General features: G+C 59.8%; 19 protein-coding genes. 4 read left to right on the plus strand and 15 right to left on the minus strand.

Translation table 11 applies throughout. The features are described from left to right. Window positions 1–209 precede the first annotated feature (209 nt). From V6R85_RS03900 to V6R85_RS03910, 3 genes are all read right to left on the minus strand, one after another. Window positions 210–1,304: a zinc-binding metallopeptidase family protein gene (locus V6R85_RS03900; protein WP_020810744.1), complete on the minus strand. Its 1,095-nt coding sequence runs from the start codon at window positions 1,302–1,304 to the stop codon at window positions 210–212. A gap of 167 nt (window positions 1,305–1,471) precedes the next feature. Continuing rightward, window positions 1,472–1,663 (minus strand): CsbD family protein, encoded by a 192-nt coding sequence (locus V6R85_RS03905; RefSeq protein ID WP_003509115.1) that lies wholly within the window; start codon window positions 1,661–1,663, stop codon window positions 1,472–1,474. A gap of 107 nt (window positions 1,664–1,770) precedes the next feature. Further along, window positions 1,771–2,376, minus strand: coding sequence for a YqgE/AlgH family protein (locus V6R85_RS03910; RefSeq protein WP_111833664.1), 606 nt, complete (start codon window positions 2,374–2,376; stop codon window positions 1,771–1,773). A gap of 161 nt (window positions 2,377–2,537) precedes the next feature. Here V6R85_RS03910 and V6R85_RS03915 point away from each other — a divergent pair, with 161 nt between their 5' ends. After that, on the plus strand, window positions 2,538–3,386 hold the full coding sequence (locus V6R85_RS03915; protein ID WP_003509118.1) for a protein-disulfide reductase DsbD domain-containing protein: 849 nt from the start codon (window positions 2,538–2,540) through the stop codon (window positions 3,384–3,386). Between the two features lie 99 nt (window positions 3,387–3,485). Continuing rightward, complete coding sequence (locus tag V6R85_RS03920) at window positions 3,486–3,971, plus strand: peroxiredoxin (RefSeq protein WP_003509120.1); 486 nt, start codon at window positions 3,486–3,488, stop codon at window positions 3,969–3,971. Between the two features lie 227 nt (window positions 3,972–4,198). Here the strand turns inward: V6R85_RS03920 and V6R85_RS03925 are convergent, their stop codons facing one another. The 12 genes from V6R85_RS03925 to coxB all read right to left on the minus strand — a co-directional run bounded on the left by V6R85_RS03925 (window position 4,199) and on the right by coxB (window position 14,289). Next, window positions 4,199–4,507 carry a Dabb family protein gene (locus V6R85_RS03925; RefSeq protein WP_003494265.1) on the minus strand — a complete coding sequence of 103 codons (309 nt, stop codon included), beginning with the start codon at window positions 4,505–4,507 and terminating at the stop codon, window positions 4,199–4,201. A 145-nt stretch (window positions 4,508–4,652) separates the two neighbouring features. Next, on the minus strand, window positions 4,653–5,093 hold the full coding sequence (rnhA, locus tag V6R85_RS03930) for a ribonuclease HI (RefSeq protein WP_020010617.1): 441 nt from the start codon (window positions 5,091–5,093) through the stop codon (window positions 4,653–4,655). After that, window positions 5,090–6,058, minus strand: a complete 969-nt coding sequence (locus tag V6R85_RS03935; RefSeq protein WP_060726395.1) for a homoserine kinase — start codon at window positions 6,056–6,058, stop codon at window positions 5,090–5,092. The genes rnhA and V6R85_RS03935 overlap by 4 nt, the downstream gene beginning before the upstream one ends. A gap of 89 nt (window positions 6,059–6,147) precedes the next feature. Continuing rightward, window positions 6,148–7,194, minus strand: coding sequence for a 4-hydroxy-3-methylbut-2-enyl diphosphate reductase (gene ispH / locus V6R85_RS03940; protein WP_003509126.1), 1,047 nt, complete (start codon window positions 7,192–7,194; stop codon window positions 6,148–6,150). A gap of 75 nt (window positions 7,195–7,269) precedes the next feature. After that, entirely contained in the window at window positions 7,270–8,004 is a 735-nt protein-coding gene (locus tag V6R85_RS03945; RefSeq protein WP_080866537.1) for an SURF1 family protein, read from the minus strand. 10 nt (window positions 8,005–8,014) lie between these two features. Beyond that, on the minus strand, window positions 8,015–8,401 hold the full coding sequence (locus V6R85_RS03950; protein ID WP_060726087.1) for a DUF983 domain-containing protein: 387 nt from the start codon (window positions 8,399–8,401) through the stop codon (window positions 8,015–8,017). 241 nt (window positions 8,402–8,642) lie between these two features. Beyond that, window positions 8,643–9,518, minus strand: a complete 876-nt coding sequence (locus V6R85_RS03955; RefSeq protein ID WP_003509131.1) for a cytochrome c oxidase subunit 3 — start codon at window positions 9,516–9,518, stop codon at window positions 8,643–8,645. A 61-nt stretch (window positions 9,519–9,579) separates the two neighbouring features. Continuing rightward, window positions 9,580–10,197 carry a cytochrome c oxidase assembly protein gene (locus tag V6R85_RS03960; protein WP_060722999.1) on the minus strand — a complete coding sequence of 206 codons (618 nt, stop codon included), beginning with the start codon at window positions 10,195–10,197 and terminating at the stop codon, window positions 9,580–9,582. Window positions 10,198–10,229: 32 nt separating this feature from the next. Further along, window positions 10,230–10,361 carry a hypothetical protein gene (locus tag V6R85_RS03965; protein ID WP_003509137.1) on the minus strand — a complete coding sequence of 44 codons (132 nt, stop codon included), beginning with the start codon at window positions 10,359–10,361 and terminating at the stop codon, window positions 10,230–10,232. Beyond that, entirely contained in the window at window positions 10,361–11,314 is a 954-nt protein-coding gene (gene cyoE / locus V6R85_RS03970; protein WP_003509139.1) for a heme o synthase, read from the minus strand. The genes V6R85_RS03965 and cyoE overlap by 1 nt, the downstream gene beginning before the upstream one ends. Before the next feature lie 393 nt (window positions 11,315–11,707). Continuing rightward, window positions 11,708–13,408: a cytochrome c oxidase subunit I gene (ctaD, locus tag V6R85_RS03975; RefSeq protein ID WP_003509141.1), complete on the minus strand. Its 1,701-nt coding sequence runs from the start codon at window positions 13,406–13,408 to the stop codon at window positions 11,708–11,710. A gap of 17 nt (window positions 13,409–13,425) precedes the next feature. Continuing rightward, window positions 13,426–14,289: a cytochrome c oxidase subunit II gene (gene coxB, locus V6R85_RS03980; protein WP_003509143.1), complete on the minus strand. Its 864-nt coding sequence runs from the start codon at window positions 14,287–14,289 to the stop codon at window positions 13,426–13,428. 432 nt (window positions 14,290–14,721) lie between these two features. Here coxB and V6R85_RS03985 point away from each other — a divergent pair, with 432 nt between their 5' ends. Next, window positions 14,722–15,246, plus strand: coding sequence for an invasion associated locus B family protein (locus V6R85_RS03985; RefSeq protein ID WP_003521101.1), 525 nt, complete (start codon window positions 14,722–14,724; stop codon window positions 15,244–15,246). Window positions 15,247–15,327: 81 nt separating this feature from the next. Continuing rightward, window positions 15,328–16,743, plus strand: coding sequence for a metalloprotease TldD (gene tldD / locus V6R85_RS03990; protein ID WP_020010608.1), 1,416 nt, complete (start codon window positions 15,328–15,330; stop codon window positions 16,741–16,743). Window positions 16,744–16,973 lie beyond the last annotated feature (230 nt).

Here is a 16,973-nt window from a genome sequence, read left to right on the forward strand (position 1 = left end):
ACCCGCCACCAGACAAACCCACAAACCAAAACCAGATGGCCTTCCAATGGCCGCAAATTTAAACCGGACAGTAGTGGGCTTGTCCCGAGGATCTAATCACGCATGCTAAAACTACCGACGGCAGATCCTCGGGACAAGCCCGAGGATGACGACGGAGAGGGCTAATGCTCCCCGGAACGTCTCGGATTTTCAACCTGCACACCGAATATTTACTGAACCATCATCACCGGCTGCGCATCCGCCGCCACGCTCCCATGTAACAGGTCGTGGATGAACTCCATCTTCGCCACCACCGGCGGCGTCAGCACGAAGGGATAAAGGTCCGCCTCCCCCATGCTACGCTGGATGGAATTGATGGCGACGCTGAGCGGGATCCAGGCTTTCACCAGCTGCGCGGCGCTGCGGGCCTTATAGGGATCGAACGTCACTTCCGCCGCCATTTCCTCGTGCCCATCAGGATCGATCGCCACACCGAAGGCGCGCGCGGTTTCGAGCGTATCGACGATATGCAGATAATGGGCGAAACATTCGGCGAAATCCTCCCAGGGGTGGACCGAGGCATAGGAACTGATGAAATTCTCCTGCCAGTCGCGGCGCGGCCCGCCATCATAATTGCGTTGCAGGGCGGCGCCATAATCCTCGCGCTCGTCACCAAAGACGGCGCGGCAGGCCTCCAGCCGGTTTTCGTCCCGCACCAGCTTGTTCCAGATGAAGTGCCCGACCTCGTGGCGGAAGTGGCCAAGCATGGTGCGGTATGGCTCGTTCATGTTGGCGCGCACCTGTTCGCGCGTCGCGTCATCGGCCTCGGCCGCGCGGATGGCGATCAGGCCTTCGTCGTGGCCGGTCATGGCGGGAATGACGGAACCATCGAGCGCCACCTCATCCACCAGAAAGTCGAAGACGAGGCCGCCTGCGGGGTCAGCATCACGATTGGGATGCGGCAGGCCAAGCCGCAGGATCGAATAAAACAGGTGCCGCTGCGCCTGACTGATGCGGTGCCATTGTTCAATCCCCTGCTCTGTGGCCATATCAGGCACCAGGCGATTGTGGCTGCAGGCCGGGCAAAAGGCATTGGCGCTTTCCGCCGGCACAGACCAGTTGCAGATATCATTCACCTCATTGGCGCAAAACCGCACCTGCTTTTCCGGCTGGGCGACGATCTGCCAGTTCGGTTCACCCGCAGGCGCCAGCGCTTCCATGGAAAGCCGTTCCGGCACGAAAGCCAGACGATGGCCGCAGGAGACACAGAAGCGATTGTCGAAATGGACAGGCTGGCCGCAGGATGCGCAGGAGAAAAGCTTCATGTATGAAACCCTTGGATGGGACGGGTGAAAGAAAAGCAGAGATAAGATGTGAAGGCGCAGGCGTAGCGGCCCGGTCGTCATGGCCCTCACATGACAAGAGCGCATGTGCGATAACACATGCGCTGCATGCGCCGCATCGTGGGAGAGGCGCAATGTTTCATGCAGAATTACATGCGGTCGACGGCGCCCTTGACGGCGTCCTTCGCCTTGCCGACGGAGCTCTGAACCTTGCCCTTGGTTTCCTGGGCGGCACCCTTGGCGCGCAATTCATTATTGCCCGTCGCTTCGCCGACGCTCTTCTTCACCTTGCCAGCAACTTCATTGGCTTTACCGGCGATCTTGTCAGATGTGCTACCCATATTACTGCTCCCTAGTTTAGCCGTACTGTCTGTCCGGCTTTCCGGGTGGGTAACGTCAGGGGTCAGGATTTGGTTCCAGCCGAAAGGGGCAGGAATTCTGCTGGGGCTCAGGCGTGCCCGGCATCCGTGGAGAGCATGCGCGCATCGACGCCCATCAGGGCCAGCGCCCGCTCGTATTTATTGTCCAGTCCACGGTCGAAGATCAGCTCTTCCGCAGCGGGGCAATTCAGCCAGCCATTATTGGCGATCTCGTTTTCCAGCTGGCCCGGACCCCAGCCGGCATAACCGAGCATCATGGTCGCCCTTTGCGGGCCGCGGCCGTTGGAAATGGCGCGGACGATATCAAGCGTTGCGGTGAGCGAAATGTCATCGCTGACCGGAATGCTTGATTCGCTGAGGTAATCATCCGAATGCAGCACGAACCCCCGGCCGGATTCAACCGGGCCGCCGCACTGGATCGGAAATTCGCGGGTGCGGTTGGGCAGCATGATGGCGTCGTTGCTATCCACCAGCTTCAGATGCAGCAGAATATCCGTAAACGTGATCTGCTGCGGCCGGTTGATGATGAAGCCCATGGCCCCGACATCCGAGTGGGCGCAGATATAGATCACCGCACGGGCAAAATTGCCGTCGTCCAGCCCCGGCATCGCGATGAGGAACTGGCCATCGAGAAAGCCACGTTCGCGTTTGTCCATCAGGGTTGAAAAGCTCACCGGCGCCTCCAGCAGACCGAATTCCGTCGCTCAACGGAAAACGGCGTTCGCACTTCGACAGAGGACAGGATGCGGCATCGCGCCCGATCAATCAACCGAAAATGATGAACCGCACGAATTCGTAACTGGTCCGTCGGGCGATGTTGGGTTAGACGGGAAGCATGAGCGTCAGGATATTCTTTCGATTTTCACATCTTCGTCTCGCGGCCGCATTTGCCGCCCTCCTCGGCGGCATGCAAGCCGCCCAGGCCGAAATTACCGACTGGGCCAGAAGCGAGGGCGGCCTGATGCGCGTGGCAAGCCTTGCCATGGATGCGGACGGCGTGGTGCGCGGCGTGCTGCAGATCGAGCCGAAGGACGGCTGGATCACCTATTGGCGCGAACCGGGCGAAGCAGGCATACCGCCGCAGATAACGCCCGATCCGGCAAGCGGCGTGGCGCTTACCACCATGGCCTATCCGGTTCCGAAGCTGATCGAAAACGGCGACATCACCGATATCGGCTATGACCACGCCGTCAGCCTTCCGTTTCAGCTGAAAGCCGCCGACCCGGCAGCAAGCGGGAAGATAGACCTCACCGCCTTTATCGGCGTGTGCCAGAATATCTGCATTCCCTTCGAAGCGAAGTTTTCCATCGACCGCGGCAATGCGGGTGATGATGACAGCGAGGAACGCCGTCTTCTCGAAGAGGCGCGCGAAACGCTGCCCGAGGCGGCCTCCGACGATTTCAAGGTGATCGATTTCCACATCACGCCCGACAAGACCATGCTCGGCGTGCAGCTGCAGCTTCCGGAAAACGCACCCAAGGAGACCGAAATATTCATCGCGGGTCCCTCCGGTTTTGCCTATTACGAGCCGCAGAACCTGGTGCGCGACAAGCGCAAGCTCTCCTTTTACATGAACATCAAGGGCCTGCCGAAAACCTATCAGGTGCAGGGCAACAGCTGGCCCATTCTGGTCAAGTCAGGCGACCGGGCCATGGAGACCATGCTGAATTTCCCGAAGCCGTAAGCGGTGTTTCTGCGGGGGAAATTATCTCGAAAACCGCATGACAGCTTTCATTTTCGTGCTCTATAGTCGCGCGAACCGAACGGCTACAGGAGCACGGACATGACCATAAAGATCGGCGAAAAACTGCCTTCCGCAACCTTCAAGGAAAAGACGGCCGACGGCCCGGTGGAAACCACCACGGACGCACTTTTCGGCGGCAAGAAGGTGGTTCTCTTTGCCGTTCCCGGCGCTTTCACCCCCACCTGCTCGCTGAACCACCTGCCGGGTTATCTCGAAAACCGTGACGCCATTCTTTCCAAGGGCGTGGACGATATCGCCGTCGTCGCCGTCAATGACTGGCACGTCATGGGCGCATGGGCGCAATCGTCTGGTGGTCAGGGCAAGATTCATTTCCTCGCCGACTGGGATGCGTCCTTCACCAAGGCGCTCGGCCTCGATGCCGATCTGTCCGGCGGCGGCCTTGGCGTGCGCTCCAAGCGTTATTCGATGCTGGTGGAAGACGGCGTGGTGAAGTCGCTCAACGTTGAAGAGAACCCCGGCCAGGCAACGGTCTCTGCCGCTGCGGCGATGATCGAGCAGCTTTGAGGGCGAGCTTGGTCTCTCCTTGTAAATGTAAAGGCTCCAACTTTCCGTCATGCCGGACTTGATCCGGCATCCAGCCACGGCGCGTCTGCGCCGTGAGAAAAGTCTTTCGCGATCAAGGACTTGACCGCACTGGACCCCGGATCAAGTCCGGGGTGACGGCACACTTAGTGATACGATCTCACTACAGGCATTCGCATTGAAGAATAAAGGGCGGCTCGGCCGCCCTCTCAAACATTCATATCGAACACCAGAAGCCCGGCGAGACCGCCGTCGGTGAGCGACACGAGACGCTCCCCCACTTCCATGTGCTGCGGATGGGCGAGATAGTCGTCGCGGGCCTCGGGGCTTTCCAGCGTCACGATGAAACCATCAACAAAACCGCCATTCAGCCCTTCGGGCGAGACATTCTGGCCGTATTTCACATCAATGATGCCGGGGATGACATCTTTCAGGGCAGCGATCGCCTCGAATATTGCCTGTTTTTCAGAAGACGCCGTTGCGGCCTTGAAGCGTAAAAATACACAATGCAGGATCATCCGGATTTCTCTCCTCCGTTGGGCGCCACTGGAGCACCCCCTTGACGACAAGATAGGTCGGGTTTCGGTTTTCACAACCCCGGATAATGGGGCCCGAGATCAAGTCGGCTCTATTTTCGCCGACCCAAGATAGAGCAGGCTTCCATTACCGCCGTTTGAAGGGCTCCATGCCCTTTCGCGCCAGTTCATCGGCGCGCTCGTTTTCAGGATGGCCGGCATGGCCCTTGACCCAGTGCAGGGTGACCTTGTGACGTTGCTGTGCCGCCTCCAGCGCCTGCCATAGCTCGACATTCTTGACCGGCTTGTTATCAGCCGTCTTCCAGCCTTTCTTTTTCCAGCCGAAAATCCACTTGGTGATGCCGTCCTTGACATAGGCGCTGTCGGTATAAAGATCGACCTCGCAGGGGCTCTTCAGCGCATTGAGCGCCGAAATCGCCGCCATCAATTCCATGCGGTTATTGGTGGTCTCGGCCTCGCCGCCGCAGAGTTCCTTCTCCACCTCGCCGTAACGCAGCACGGCGCCCCATCCGCCCGGACCGGGATTGCCGGAGCAGGCGCCATCGGTGAAAATATCGACATGTTTCATTCGCCCGCCAGCCCGTATTCGGCGACATTGGCGATGGAACGGTGGAACCGCAGTTTGCGCAGATATTCCAGCGGGTCCTTCTTCACCACCAGCGCGCCCTCGGGCGTCGTCAGCCAGTCGTAAAGCCGCGTCAGGAAGAAGCGCAGCGCCGAACCGCGCGCCAGAAGCGGCAGCGCTTCCAGCTCCGCTTCGCTCAGCGGACGCACCGACTGGTAGCCTTCCAGCAGCGCCTTGCCCTTGGTGACGTTGTAAGCGCCGTCCTTTTCGAAGCACCAGGCATTGAGGCAGATCGAGACGTCATAAGCGAGCAGGTCGTTGCAGGCGAAATAAAAGTCGATCAGGCCGGAAAGTTCGTCGCCGAGGAAAAACACATTGTCCTGAAACAGATCGGCATGGATGACGCCGGCCGGCAAATCTTTCGGCCAATGGGCGGCGAGATAATCGATCTCAGGGCGAATCTCGTCTTTCAGGCCCTTCTCCACCTCATCAGCGCGCGCTTCGGACTTGTCCCAAAGCACCTTCCAGCCTTCGACGGAGAGCGCATTCGGCCGCTTGATCTCGAAGCCTTCACCGGCCAGATGCATGGCAGCGAGTGCCTTGCCGACTTCCCGGCAATGTTTCGCCTCCGGCTTTCTCAGCCACATGCCTTCAAGAAAGGAAATCAGCGCCGCCGGCCGGCCCGACAATTCTCCCAGCAATTCGCCATCCTTGCGCGGCAGCGGCAAGGGGCAGGACAGGCCCTTGGCTGCCAGATGCTGCATGAGGCCGAGGAAGAAGGGCAGATCGTTTTTCTCCACGCGCTTTTCATAAAGCGTCAGGATCAGCGGGTCCTTGGTGGTATGCAGCAGGAAATTGGAGTTTTCGACGCCCTCGGCAATGCCCTTGTAAGAGGTGAGGCTGCCGACGTCGTACTGCGTGAGGAAATTCCTCAGATCATCTTCGGTGATATCAGTATAAACTGCCAATTTCAAATCTCTTGATGAAGGACGGAGTGGAAATCTCGATGGATGACGCCTGTGAGACGGAAACCGCTCACAGGCAGCATCATCCAGCTTTAAATGCCGGCGGCGGTTTTCGGCGGCAGCGCATTGCTGGCATTGCCGTTGACGAAGGCCATATCATCCGTCGTCAGCTCGATGCTGCGCAGCTCGCGATTGACGAGGAAATGTTCCGTTTCCTCAACCGTTACGGCAAGATCGAGCGTGGTGTCGAAACGCGCCTTGAAGGCCTCGATGATCTCGTCAACGATAACCTCAGGTGCGGAAGCACCGGCCGAGAGGCCGACGGTGCTGATATCGCCGATTTCATCCCAGTCGATTTCCGAGGCCCGCTGCACCAGCACGGAGCGCTTGGCCCCGGCGCGCAGCGCCACTTCCACCAGCCGCTTGGAATTGGAGGAATTGGGCGCACCGACAACGATGAACAGGTCACAGCCGGGGGCTGCCTGCTTCACCGCATCCTGACGATTGGTGGTTGCGTAACAGATGCTGTCGGCGGCGGGCGCCTGAATGGCCGGGAAACGTTCCTGCAGCCTGGCGATAACGCCGGCGGTGTCATCAACCGACAATGTCGTCTGGGTAACGAAGCCGAGATTTTCACGGTCCAGCGGTTCATAACGGCCGGCATCCTCCACCGTCTCGATCAGCGAGACGGTACCTTCGGGAAGCTGGCCCATGGTGCCGATGACCTCGGGGTGGCCGGCATGGCCGATCAGCACCACATGGCGGCCAAGCCGCTGGTGGCGCATGGCCTGCTTGTGGACCTTGGAGACCAGCGGGCAAGTGGCATCGAGATAAAACAGGTTACGCGCCTGTGCGTCCTCAGGCACTGATTTCGGCACGCCATGGGCGGAGAAAACCACCGGCTGCTCGCGATGCTCGGTGGGGATTTCGTGCAGCTCCTCGACGAAGACCGCACCCTTGGCTTCCAGCCCCTCCACCACATAGCGGTTATGCACGATTTCGTGACGGACATAGACCGGCGCGCCATAGGCTTTCAGCGCCAGCACGACGATCTGGATCGCCCGGTCCACGCCCGCGCAAAAGCCGCGCGGTCCGCACAGCCTTATCGTCAAAGGGGGTTTGGAAACGGCGATGTTCATTCCAGCTCCTTGGCCAGCTCCTTGGCCGGCACCGTGGTCTTGCCCGATCAACTGCCCTACCGGACGCGGCGCGCTTTATTCACCCTGCGCCTTGCCGTTCCGGAAATAGGCAAAACCGGCGACGATGACAAGGGCAGCCGCCAAGCCATACCACGTTATCGCATATTGCAGGTGATTGTTGGGCAAATCTATCAGCGTCACGCCGCCTTCAGGCCAGCCACCCGGATTGGGCGTGGCATCGGCATCCACGAAGAGATTGACCAACCGCTCGGACGGAATTTCGGCGCTGGAAGCCATGGCCGCCAGATCTTTCCAGTAGAAGATATTCTTGGCGATATCATTGTCAGGCAGCAGCGATGATGGCTTTGCCACGAGCGGCGCGCGCGCCAACCCCGTTATTGTCACTTCGCCGGTTACCTGCCCGTCGGGCCGTTTGGCGGGCTCTTTCATCTCGAAAGGCACGAAGCCGCGATTGACGAAGAGAATGCGGCCGTCCGCAAGCGTCAGCGGCGTATAGATGTAATAACCGGTCCGGCCCTGATGGGTGGCGAAGAAATGCCGCTCATGGGCATGATCGAAGGTGCCGGAAAGGCTGACCCTGCGATATTCGATATCGCCGCCGCTTTTTGCGATCGCCTCGATATCGGCAAGCGTCACCGGATTTGCACTCCGCCGCTCCTCGATATCGGCCATCAACGCCTCTTTCCAGTAGAGCCGCTTCACCTGCCAGGTGCCAAGCCCGAGAAGGATGGCAAGCGCCAGCAGCACCAGCGGCGCGGCGAACCAGACGCGCCTTTCCGCGGCCTTCATGTGGGAAACGTCATTCACGATCAAGCCTGCCTTCGCTTGCATTGTTCTTGTATTGCAGCGCAATCATGATCCCCTTCAGTTTGCGCAGCAGCACCAGGGAGACAATTACCGTAAACGGCAACCACAGCATGACATGCACCCAGACGGGCGGCGCAAAACGCTGATCGACCCAGAGCGCCAGCCCGACGACCAGAAAACCGACGATCAGCATGACAAAGACGGCCGGGCCATCGCCCGCATCGGCAAAACCGTAATCCAGCCCGCAGGCGCTGCAGGTGGGCTTTATGGTCAGAAAACCATCGAACAGCCTGCCGTTGCCGCAACGCGGGCAGCAGCCTTTGAGCCCGACCTTGATGGGATCTACCGGCGCGAAATTGCCGTTTCCGGGTTCTGACATATGACCTCCCGCTTCCGCCTGCAAACCACCCCTCTGGAGAGGGGCTCAGGCACGAGGGCAGCAACCGCTGCCCGTGAAGTGTCGACGGAGGCTCCCTCCTCCGTCATCCCCGGGCGTGACCCGAGGATTTGCACACCACCGATCTGAATTCTCGGGTCGAACCCGAGAATGGCGCCGGGCGTGCGGGAAACTCGCCCCGGACATCAGGGCGGCGATTGCCGCCCCTCCATTATCGGTGCGATCAGCCGTGCACCGGCGCGCCCCAGCCACCCCAGATATAGATGGCGAAGAACAGGAACAGCCAGACGACGTCAACGAAATGCCAGTACCAGGCGGCCGCTTCGAAACCGAAATGCTGCTTGGGCGTGAAACCGCCGGCAATGGCGCGGAACAGGCAGACAAGCAGGAAGACCGTGCCGACGAAGACGTGGAAACCGTGGAAACCGGTGGCCATGAAGAAGGTCGCGCCATAGATCGAATTCTTGAAGTCGAACGGCGCATGCATGTATTCGTAAACCTGCACGGTGGAGAACAGGATGCCGAGCGCAACGGTGAGCACCAGACCGGTGATCAGGCCCTTGCGGTCATTGTGCAGCAGGGAATGGTGGGCCCAGGTGACGCAGGTGCCCGACAGAAGCAGGATGACGGTGTTGTAGAGCGGCAGATGCCAGGGATCGATGACCTCGATGCCCTTTGGCGGCCATTGCCCGCCGGTATATTCGAGGCGGGACGCCTGAATGGCCTCGTGCGGGAAGAGGCTGGCATCGAAATAGGCCCAGAACCACGCGACGAAGAACATCACTTCTGAGGCGATGAACATGATCATGCCGTAGCGCAGGTGAAGCGAAACGACGCGGGTGTGGCTGCCCTCATTGGCTTCCTTGATCGTATCCGCCCACCACGCATACATGGTGTAGAGCACGATAACGAGACCGATATAGAAAAGCCAGGGATTGGCGAGTTCCGCACCGAACAGCTTGAAGGAGCCGCCCGACAGGTAACGCATGTAGCAGACGCCGCCAAATGTCAGGATGAAGGCGCCGATCGAGGCCAGAAGCGGCCAGGGGCTTGGATCGATGATGTGGTAATCGTGGTTCTTCTGATGCGTATCTGCCATTGCGACAATCCCCTGGTATCTCTTCCCTGATCCGGCCTTAAACAAAAGGCCGGATCTCCTCTCACAATTTGCTTTCGCCAGATTCAGTTTTTACCGGCAAGGACGCAACCGGTTTTTCGGTTTTGGCCGGATAAAACGTATAGGACAGCGTTAAAGTATGAATGCTCTTGGTCTCGCGCGCCGTGGCGATGTCAGGATCGACAAAAAATACCACCGGCATTTCCAGCGTTTCACCCGGCTGCAGCGTCGTTTCGGTGAAGCAGAAACATTCCACCTTGTTGAAATAGGCCCCTGCTTCCATCGGCGTGACGTTGAAGACCGCCGTGCCCGTGGTCGCCACGGGTGAACGGTTCGTCGCCTTGAAAGTCACCTGCACCGTTTCGCCGATCTTCGGCGTGACCTTCCTGTCGACCGGCTGGAAATCCCAGTTGAGGCCGTTCGACGTATTCGCGTCGAAGGTGACGTTGATGGTCTTGTCGAGAATGACGTCGGAATATTGCTCGACGCGCTGGGTCGTGCCGTTATAGCCGGTGACGCGGCAGAACAGGGTGTAGAGCGGTACGGCGGCATAGGCCATGCCGATCATGGCGCAGAAAAACACCAGACAGAGCACGAGAATGGAGCGATTGCTCACCTTCTGCCTGCCGGTCGCTGCCGTCTGCGTTTCCATATTTGCCATCTCCTCCTCCTCCTCTCCCCTCAATCAGCCCGTCAGTGCGAGCCGATCTTGATGATGGTGATGACGTAGAACAGCACCACCAGGCCGGCGAGCAAAACGCCGAGCGCAATGTTGCGCCCGCGTCTCGATTTTTTCTGAGCCGCGCTCAGTTCCACCGTTTCCATCACAGGACTCCCGACATGACGGCCTTGAGGGCCGGCGCGAAATGATCGGCCAGAAGGCCGGAGAAGATGGCGAAGAGATAAAGCACCGAATAGGCGAACATCTTCTTGGCCGGCAGCATTTTCTCGTCGCCCTCAGGCATGCGCCGGACATCGAACGAACAGTAGACGAAGATTGCGCTCAGCACGGCTGCGAAAATGCCGTAACCGGCGCTCGCCAGACCCGTGAAATAAGGCGCAACAGCCGCAGCCGCGGTCAGCACCGCATAAACGATCATCTGGTTCTTGGTAGAGCGTTCGCCCGCCACATTCGGCATCATCGGAATGCCGACGGCGCCGTAATCACGCATCTTGAAGAGCGCCAGCGCCCAGAAATGCGCCGGTGTCCACAGGAAGATGATGAGGAACAGGATGATGCTATCAAGCGAAACGCCGCCGGTGACGCAGGCCCAGCCGAGCATGGGCGGGAAAGCGCCGGCGGCACCGCCGATGACGATGTTCTGCGGCGTCGAGCGCTTCAGCCACATCGTATAGACGACGGCGTAAAAGAAGATGGTGAAGGCAAGCAGGCCGGCCGAGAACCAGTTGACCGCAAGACCGAGAATGACCACCGAAAAGGCCGACAGCGTCAAACCGAAGGCCAAGGCCTCGCGCGGCGCGATACGACCCGACGGGATCGGCCGCTTTGCGGTGCGGCTCATCACGGCGTCGATATCGGCATCATACCACATGTTGAGTGCGCCGGACGCGCCGGCGCCGACAGCGATGCAGAGAATGGCGATGATGCCGAGCACCGGGTTGATTTCGCCCGGCGCCAGCACGAGGCCCGCAAAGGCCGTGAAGACGACGAGCGACATGACGCGCGGCTTCAGCAACTCGAAATAATCGCGCGCGCCGGCTTCCGAAAGTTCGGAGCCCTTCACGCCCAGCATGTCGCGATTGTCGATAATGCTCATTTCCTGTCCTGTTTTCCTTCAGGCGCCGCCTGTCGCGACATCCCCTGCACCGGCCCGAAAACGAATGTGATTTCCGGCATGCGCGATGCGTCAATTCATTGGTCCGAACGTTCCGGCATGGGCGGCATCCGGAAGAACCGATACCATTTGCCCGGCCCTGTGACCGCGCCCATCCCGCCATTCGTCTGCGCTGCTCATTCATAAAGGCCAGACTTGGCATTTATCACGTCCGGGGCATGTATCATGTCGGACGATATGCTTCGCTTGGACAAAATGTCACGCGGCAACGGGCATTCCCGCCTCAAGGAAACGGCGCTGACCAAGGCCGTACCGTCCCTTGTTTTTGAGCGTCCGGAATTTGCGAGTCCTGCCCGCGCCTTCCGGGGCCGCGCATCAGCGAATGCGCGGCAGCTGTTCCCACTGGTGGTAAGGCGGCGGCGAAGACAGCTGCCATTCGAGCGTGGTCGCACCCTCACCCCAGGGATTGTTGCCGGCGATCCGCTTCTTGGCGAAGGCTTCCCAGACGCCGAAGAGGAAGATACCCACGGCAACGGCCGAGATATACGAACCGTAAGAAGACACCAGGTTCCAGCCGGCATAGGCATCGGGATAATCGATATAGCGGCGCGGCATGCCGGCGAGACCAAGGAAGTGCTGCGGGAAGAAGATCAGGTTCACGCCGACGAACATGACCCAGAAATGCAGCTTGCCGATGAACTCGCTGTACATGTAGCCGGTGATCTTCGGGAACCAGTAATACCAGCCGGCGAAGATCGCGAAGACCGCACCGAGCGACAGCACGTAGTGGAAGTGGGCGACGACGTAATAGGTGTCGTGCAGCGAACGGTCGAGACCGGCATTGGCGAGCTGCACGCCGGTGACGCCACCGACGGTGAACAGGAAGATGAAGCCGATCGCCCAGACCATCGGGGTCGAGAAGGTCAGCGAACCGCCCCACATGGTCGCGATCCACGAGAAGATCTTGATACCCGTCGGCACCGCGATGACCATGGTGGCGAAGACGAAATAACGTTGCGCTTCGAGCGACAGGCCGACCGTATACATGTGGTGGGCCCAGACGATGAAGCCGACTGCGCCGATGGCCACCATGGCATAGGCCATGCCGAGATAACCGAAGACCGGCTTCTTGGAGAAGGTGGACACGATGTGGCTGATGATGCCGAAGCCGGGCAGGATCAGGATATACACTTCCGGATGGCCGAAGAACCAGAACAGGTGCTGGTAGAGGATCGGATCACCGCCGCCTTCCGGCGAGAAGAATGCCGTGCCGAAGTTGCGATCGGTCAGAAGCATGGTGATGCCACCCGCCAGAACCGGCAGGGAAAGCAGCAGCAGGAATGCGGTGACCAGAACCGACCAGGCAAACAGCGGCATCTTGTGCAGCGTCATGCCCGGAGCGCGCATGTTCAGGATGGTGGTGATGAAGTTGATCGCGCCGAGGATCGAGGATGCGCCGGCAACGTGCAGCGAGAAGATCGCAAGATCCACCGCCGGTCCGGGCATGCCGCTGGTCGATAGCGGCGGATACATGGTCCAGCCGCCGCCGACGCCGTAAGCACCCGCCGGACCTTCGACGAAGAGCGACAGGAGCAGCAGGATGAAGGCCGGGACGATCAGCCAGAAGGAAATATTGTTGAGGCGCGGGAAAGCCATGTCAGGAGCGCCGATCATGATCGGGATCATCCAGTTGGCGAAACCGCCGATCATCGCCGGCATGACCATGAAGAAGATCATGATGAGCGCGTGCGCTGTCGTGAACACGTTGAACATGTGCTTGCCGCCGTCGATGGCAGCGTCGCCCTCGAAGCCGTAAACCATGGAGGCCAGACCGTGGAAGATCTGGATGCCCGGCTCCTGCAGTTCCATGCGCATGACGACCGACAGACCGCCGCCGATGATACCCGCCATGATGGCGAAGATCAGGTAGAGCGTGCCGATGTCCTTATGGTTGGTGGACAGGAACCAGCGGGCGAAAAAGCCCGGCGTATGGGAATGATGCGCATCATGCGAATGATCGTCATGTGCGGATTGACCATGCGAGTGATGATCGTCGTGTGCGGAAGGTCCAGCCATTGTCGTCACTCCAGGTCTCAGTTGGCTTCGTTGGCGGCAACGTCAACGGTGCGCGGAGCGCCGTCGACGGAGGCCATCAGCGCCCGGTTCGCGCCGTTCAGGTCTGAAGCGGCGGCGGCGTGCCAGGCGTTGTACTGCTGTTCGGAAACCACCCGAATGGCGATCGGCATGAAGGCGTGGTCCTTGCCGCAAAGCTCGGAACATTGGCCATAATAGAGGCCTTCCTTCTCCGGCTTGAACCATGTTTCGTTGAGGCGGCCCGGAACGGCGTCGATCTTGACGCCGAAAGCGGGCATGGCGAAGGCGTGGATGACATCCGTCGGAGCCGCCGTCACCAGAAGGCGAACGGTCTTGCCGACAGGAACGACCATTTCATTGTCTACCGCAAGAAGACGCGGATAGCGGGCCTTGTCCTCCTTGCCCGCAGCAGCGCGATCCTGCTCTTTCAGCAGATAGCTGTCGAAGGAGAGCGGCTCGGCGCCCTCGGCGGCGGCATATTCATAGCTCCACAGCCATTGCGTGGCGGTCGCCTTCAGCGTCAGGTCCGGGTTTTCCGGCTGCGTCAGCTGCGCGTTCAGAAGATTGAACGAGGGGAAAGCGAGGAACAGGAGAATGAGAACCGGCGCCAGCGTCCAGACAACCTCGATCGCCGTGTTATGGCTGGTCTTGGAAGCCACCGGATTTTTCGCGGCGCGGAATTTCAAGGCAACGATGATGAGCAGCGCAAGAACGAAAAGCGTAACCGGAACAATGAACCACAGTGTATATTGTTCAAACCAGCGTATTTCGTGCATGATCGGCGTGGCGGCCTCCTGCATGCCCATTTGCCAATGCACCGGCTGATCGGCGTGGGCGCCGACAGCCGTGAGCAGACAGGTCATCCCCGCCAGTGCTGCGTAAATCCTATTCCTCACGGTACCCTCTCCCTCACGCGTCTGATCTAGATCAATCACAGACGCAGAATCCATGCTAATGGTACTAACTTCAAACCACAGTTTGTCCTCTGCCGCAATATGCGTCGGGACACGGATATGCCCCAATTTTGCCATTGGTCAATCCACGGGCGACTTTCCCGCACCCTGTGTCTGAGCTGCCCCGCCGAACGCGATTTCGAACAGCCCAAATGCGACAAAGCCCCGACTTCCAGTCGGTTCCACCGCCGGATAACGAATGACGTGCCGGGCAAATCAGACGCCCATACAGGCGGTCAGGTCCTATTTCCGCCCAACTCCGCTGGAATTGAAGCCCTGAGGCTTTTTTTTCCGGATTATGGCGTCAAAATAGCCGCACTGATTCGAATCCCAGAGGTATCCATGCGTCTTTCCCCGCTCGCGCGCACTTTTCTTGCCGCCGCCGGTCTTGCCATCATCGCCCCCGCTGCCGCAGCGCTGGCGCAACAGCAGCCGCCCGGCACGCCGAAGTCGACGCATGGCGCATGGTCTGTCATCTGCGACAAGCCGGCGGGTGCATCCGAAGAACAATGCGCCCTCATGCAGAACGTGATTGCCGATGACCGCCCGGAAGTCGGCCTTTCGGTGGTGGTGCTGAAAACCGCCGACCGCAAGTCGCGAATCCTGCGCATCCTCGCGCCGCTCGGCGTGCTTTTGAAGGATGGCATGGAGCTCTATATCGACAATAATAATATCGGCCGCGCCTATTTCACCCGCTGCTTCTCCGAAGGCTGCTACGTGGAAGTGGATATTGACGACGAGCTCTTGAAGGTTCTGCGCGCCGGCAAGAATGCGGTTTTTGCGCTGCGCGAAGCCGTTGATCAGGATCGCGTGGGTATTCCGATCGAGCTTTCGGGCTTTGCCGAGGGCTACGACGCGCTTCCCTGACGCCTGCCATTACGGGACAGCCTTGCGTCCGTCGGCTCCAGTGCCTAAATCGGTCATGAACGATAATGACTGGAGCCTCCCATGACCGACGATCTTGTAAAACTCTTCGATTGCGACGAAACGCAATTGCGCAAGCTCGTCGGCGAGGCGCTCGCCGGCGCTGACGATGGCGAACTCTTCATCGAACATGCCCAAGCCGAATCGCTGACCTTCGACAATGGCCGGCTGAAGGGCGGCTCCTTCAACACCGATCAGGGTTTTGGCCTGCGCGCCGTTGCCGGTGAAACGGTGGGCTATGCCCATGCGGGCGAGCTTTCGCAAAGCGCACTGAAACGCGCTTCGGATGCGGTGGGTGCGGTTACCAGAGGTTATTCCGGTTCTTATGCCGCAGCACCGCAGCGCACCAACAAGAAGCTCTATGGCGACGAGAACCCGATCGGCAGCCCGAGCTTCGAGGAGAAGGTGAAGCTTCTCACCGATATCGACGCCTATCTGCGCGACAAGGACCCGAATGTCCGGCAGGTGACGGCAACCATTTCCGCGAGCTGGCAGGTGGTGGACATCCTGCGCGCCGACGGACATCGCGTCAGCGATATCAGGCCGATGACCCGCATCAACATCTCCGTTGTGGCGGGCGAAGGCGACCGGCAGGAAAGCGGCTCCTACGGCATTGGCGGCCGTGTCGGCTTCGGCGATTTCATCACCACGGAAAACTGGCAGCGCGGTGCGGATGAGGCGCTGCGTCAGGCGCTCGTCAATCTCACCGCCATCGATGCGCCGGCGGGCACCATGGATGTGGTGCTGGGTTCCGGCTGGCCGGGCGTGATGCTGCATGAAGCGGTGGGCCATGGCCTCGAGGGCGACTTCAACCGCAAGAAGACCTCCGCCTTTGCCGGCCTGATGGGCGAAATGGTGGCCGCCCCCGGTGTGACCGTGGTGGATGACGGCACCATCGACAGCCGCCGCGGCTCGTTGACGATCGATGACGAAGGCACGCCATCGGGATATAATGTGTTGATCGAGAACGGCAGGCTGGTCGGCTACATGCAGGACCGGCAGAACGCCCGGCTCATGGGTGCGACGCCCACCGGCAACGGCCGCCGGCAGGGTTATGCCTATGTGCCGATGCCGCGCATGACCAATACCTACATGCTGTCAGGCGACAAAACGCCGGAAGAAATCATCGCCTCCGTCAAGAAGGGCATCTATGCTGTCTCCTTCGGCGGCGGCCAGGTGGATATTACCTCAGGCAAATTCGTGTTCGGCTGCACCGAGGCCTATCTCATCGAGAACGGCAGGATCGGCGCGCCGGTGAAGGGCGCGATGCTGATCGGCAATGGGCCGGACGCCATGAAGCGCGTCTCGATGATCGGCAATGATTCCAAACTCGATACCGGCATCGGCAATTGCGGCAAGGCCGGTCAATGGGTGCCTGTTGGCGTCGGTCAACCGCATCTGCGCATGGATCAGATCACCGTCGGCGGTACGAAGGCGTAAATCTCACGACCTGCCTGTAACGACGCTCAATGCGTATCTGTAGCGCGGGAAAAGTGATGTAGCGGTGCCATCCCCACATCCGTCACTCCGGTCGACGCGCATCCGCGCGGCAAGAGGGTCTTTTCAGCCCAAGGACTTGGGCTGACTGGATTCCTGTGACAGGCACAGGAATGACGGGAGGAAAATTGCGGGACACCAGAGGCTGAACCTGCCGCGACAATCTCAGCCCG

This window comes from Agrobacterium sp. CCNWLW32 (assembly GCF_037083425.1).
GTDB lineage: Bacteria > Pseudomonadota > Alphaproteobacteria > Rhizobiales > Rhizobiaceae > Agrobacterium > Agrobacterium radiobacter.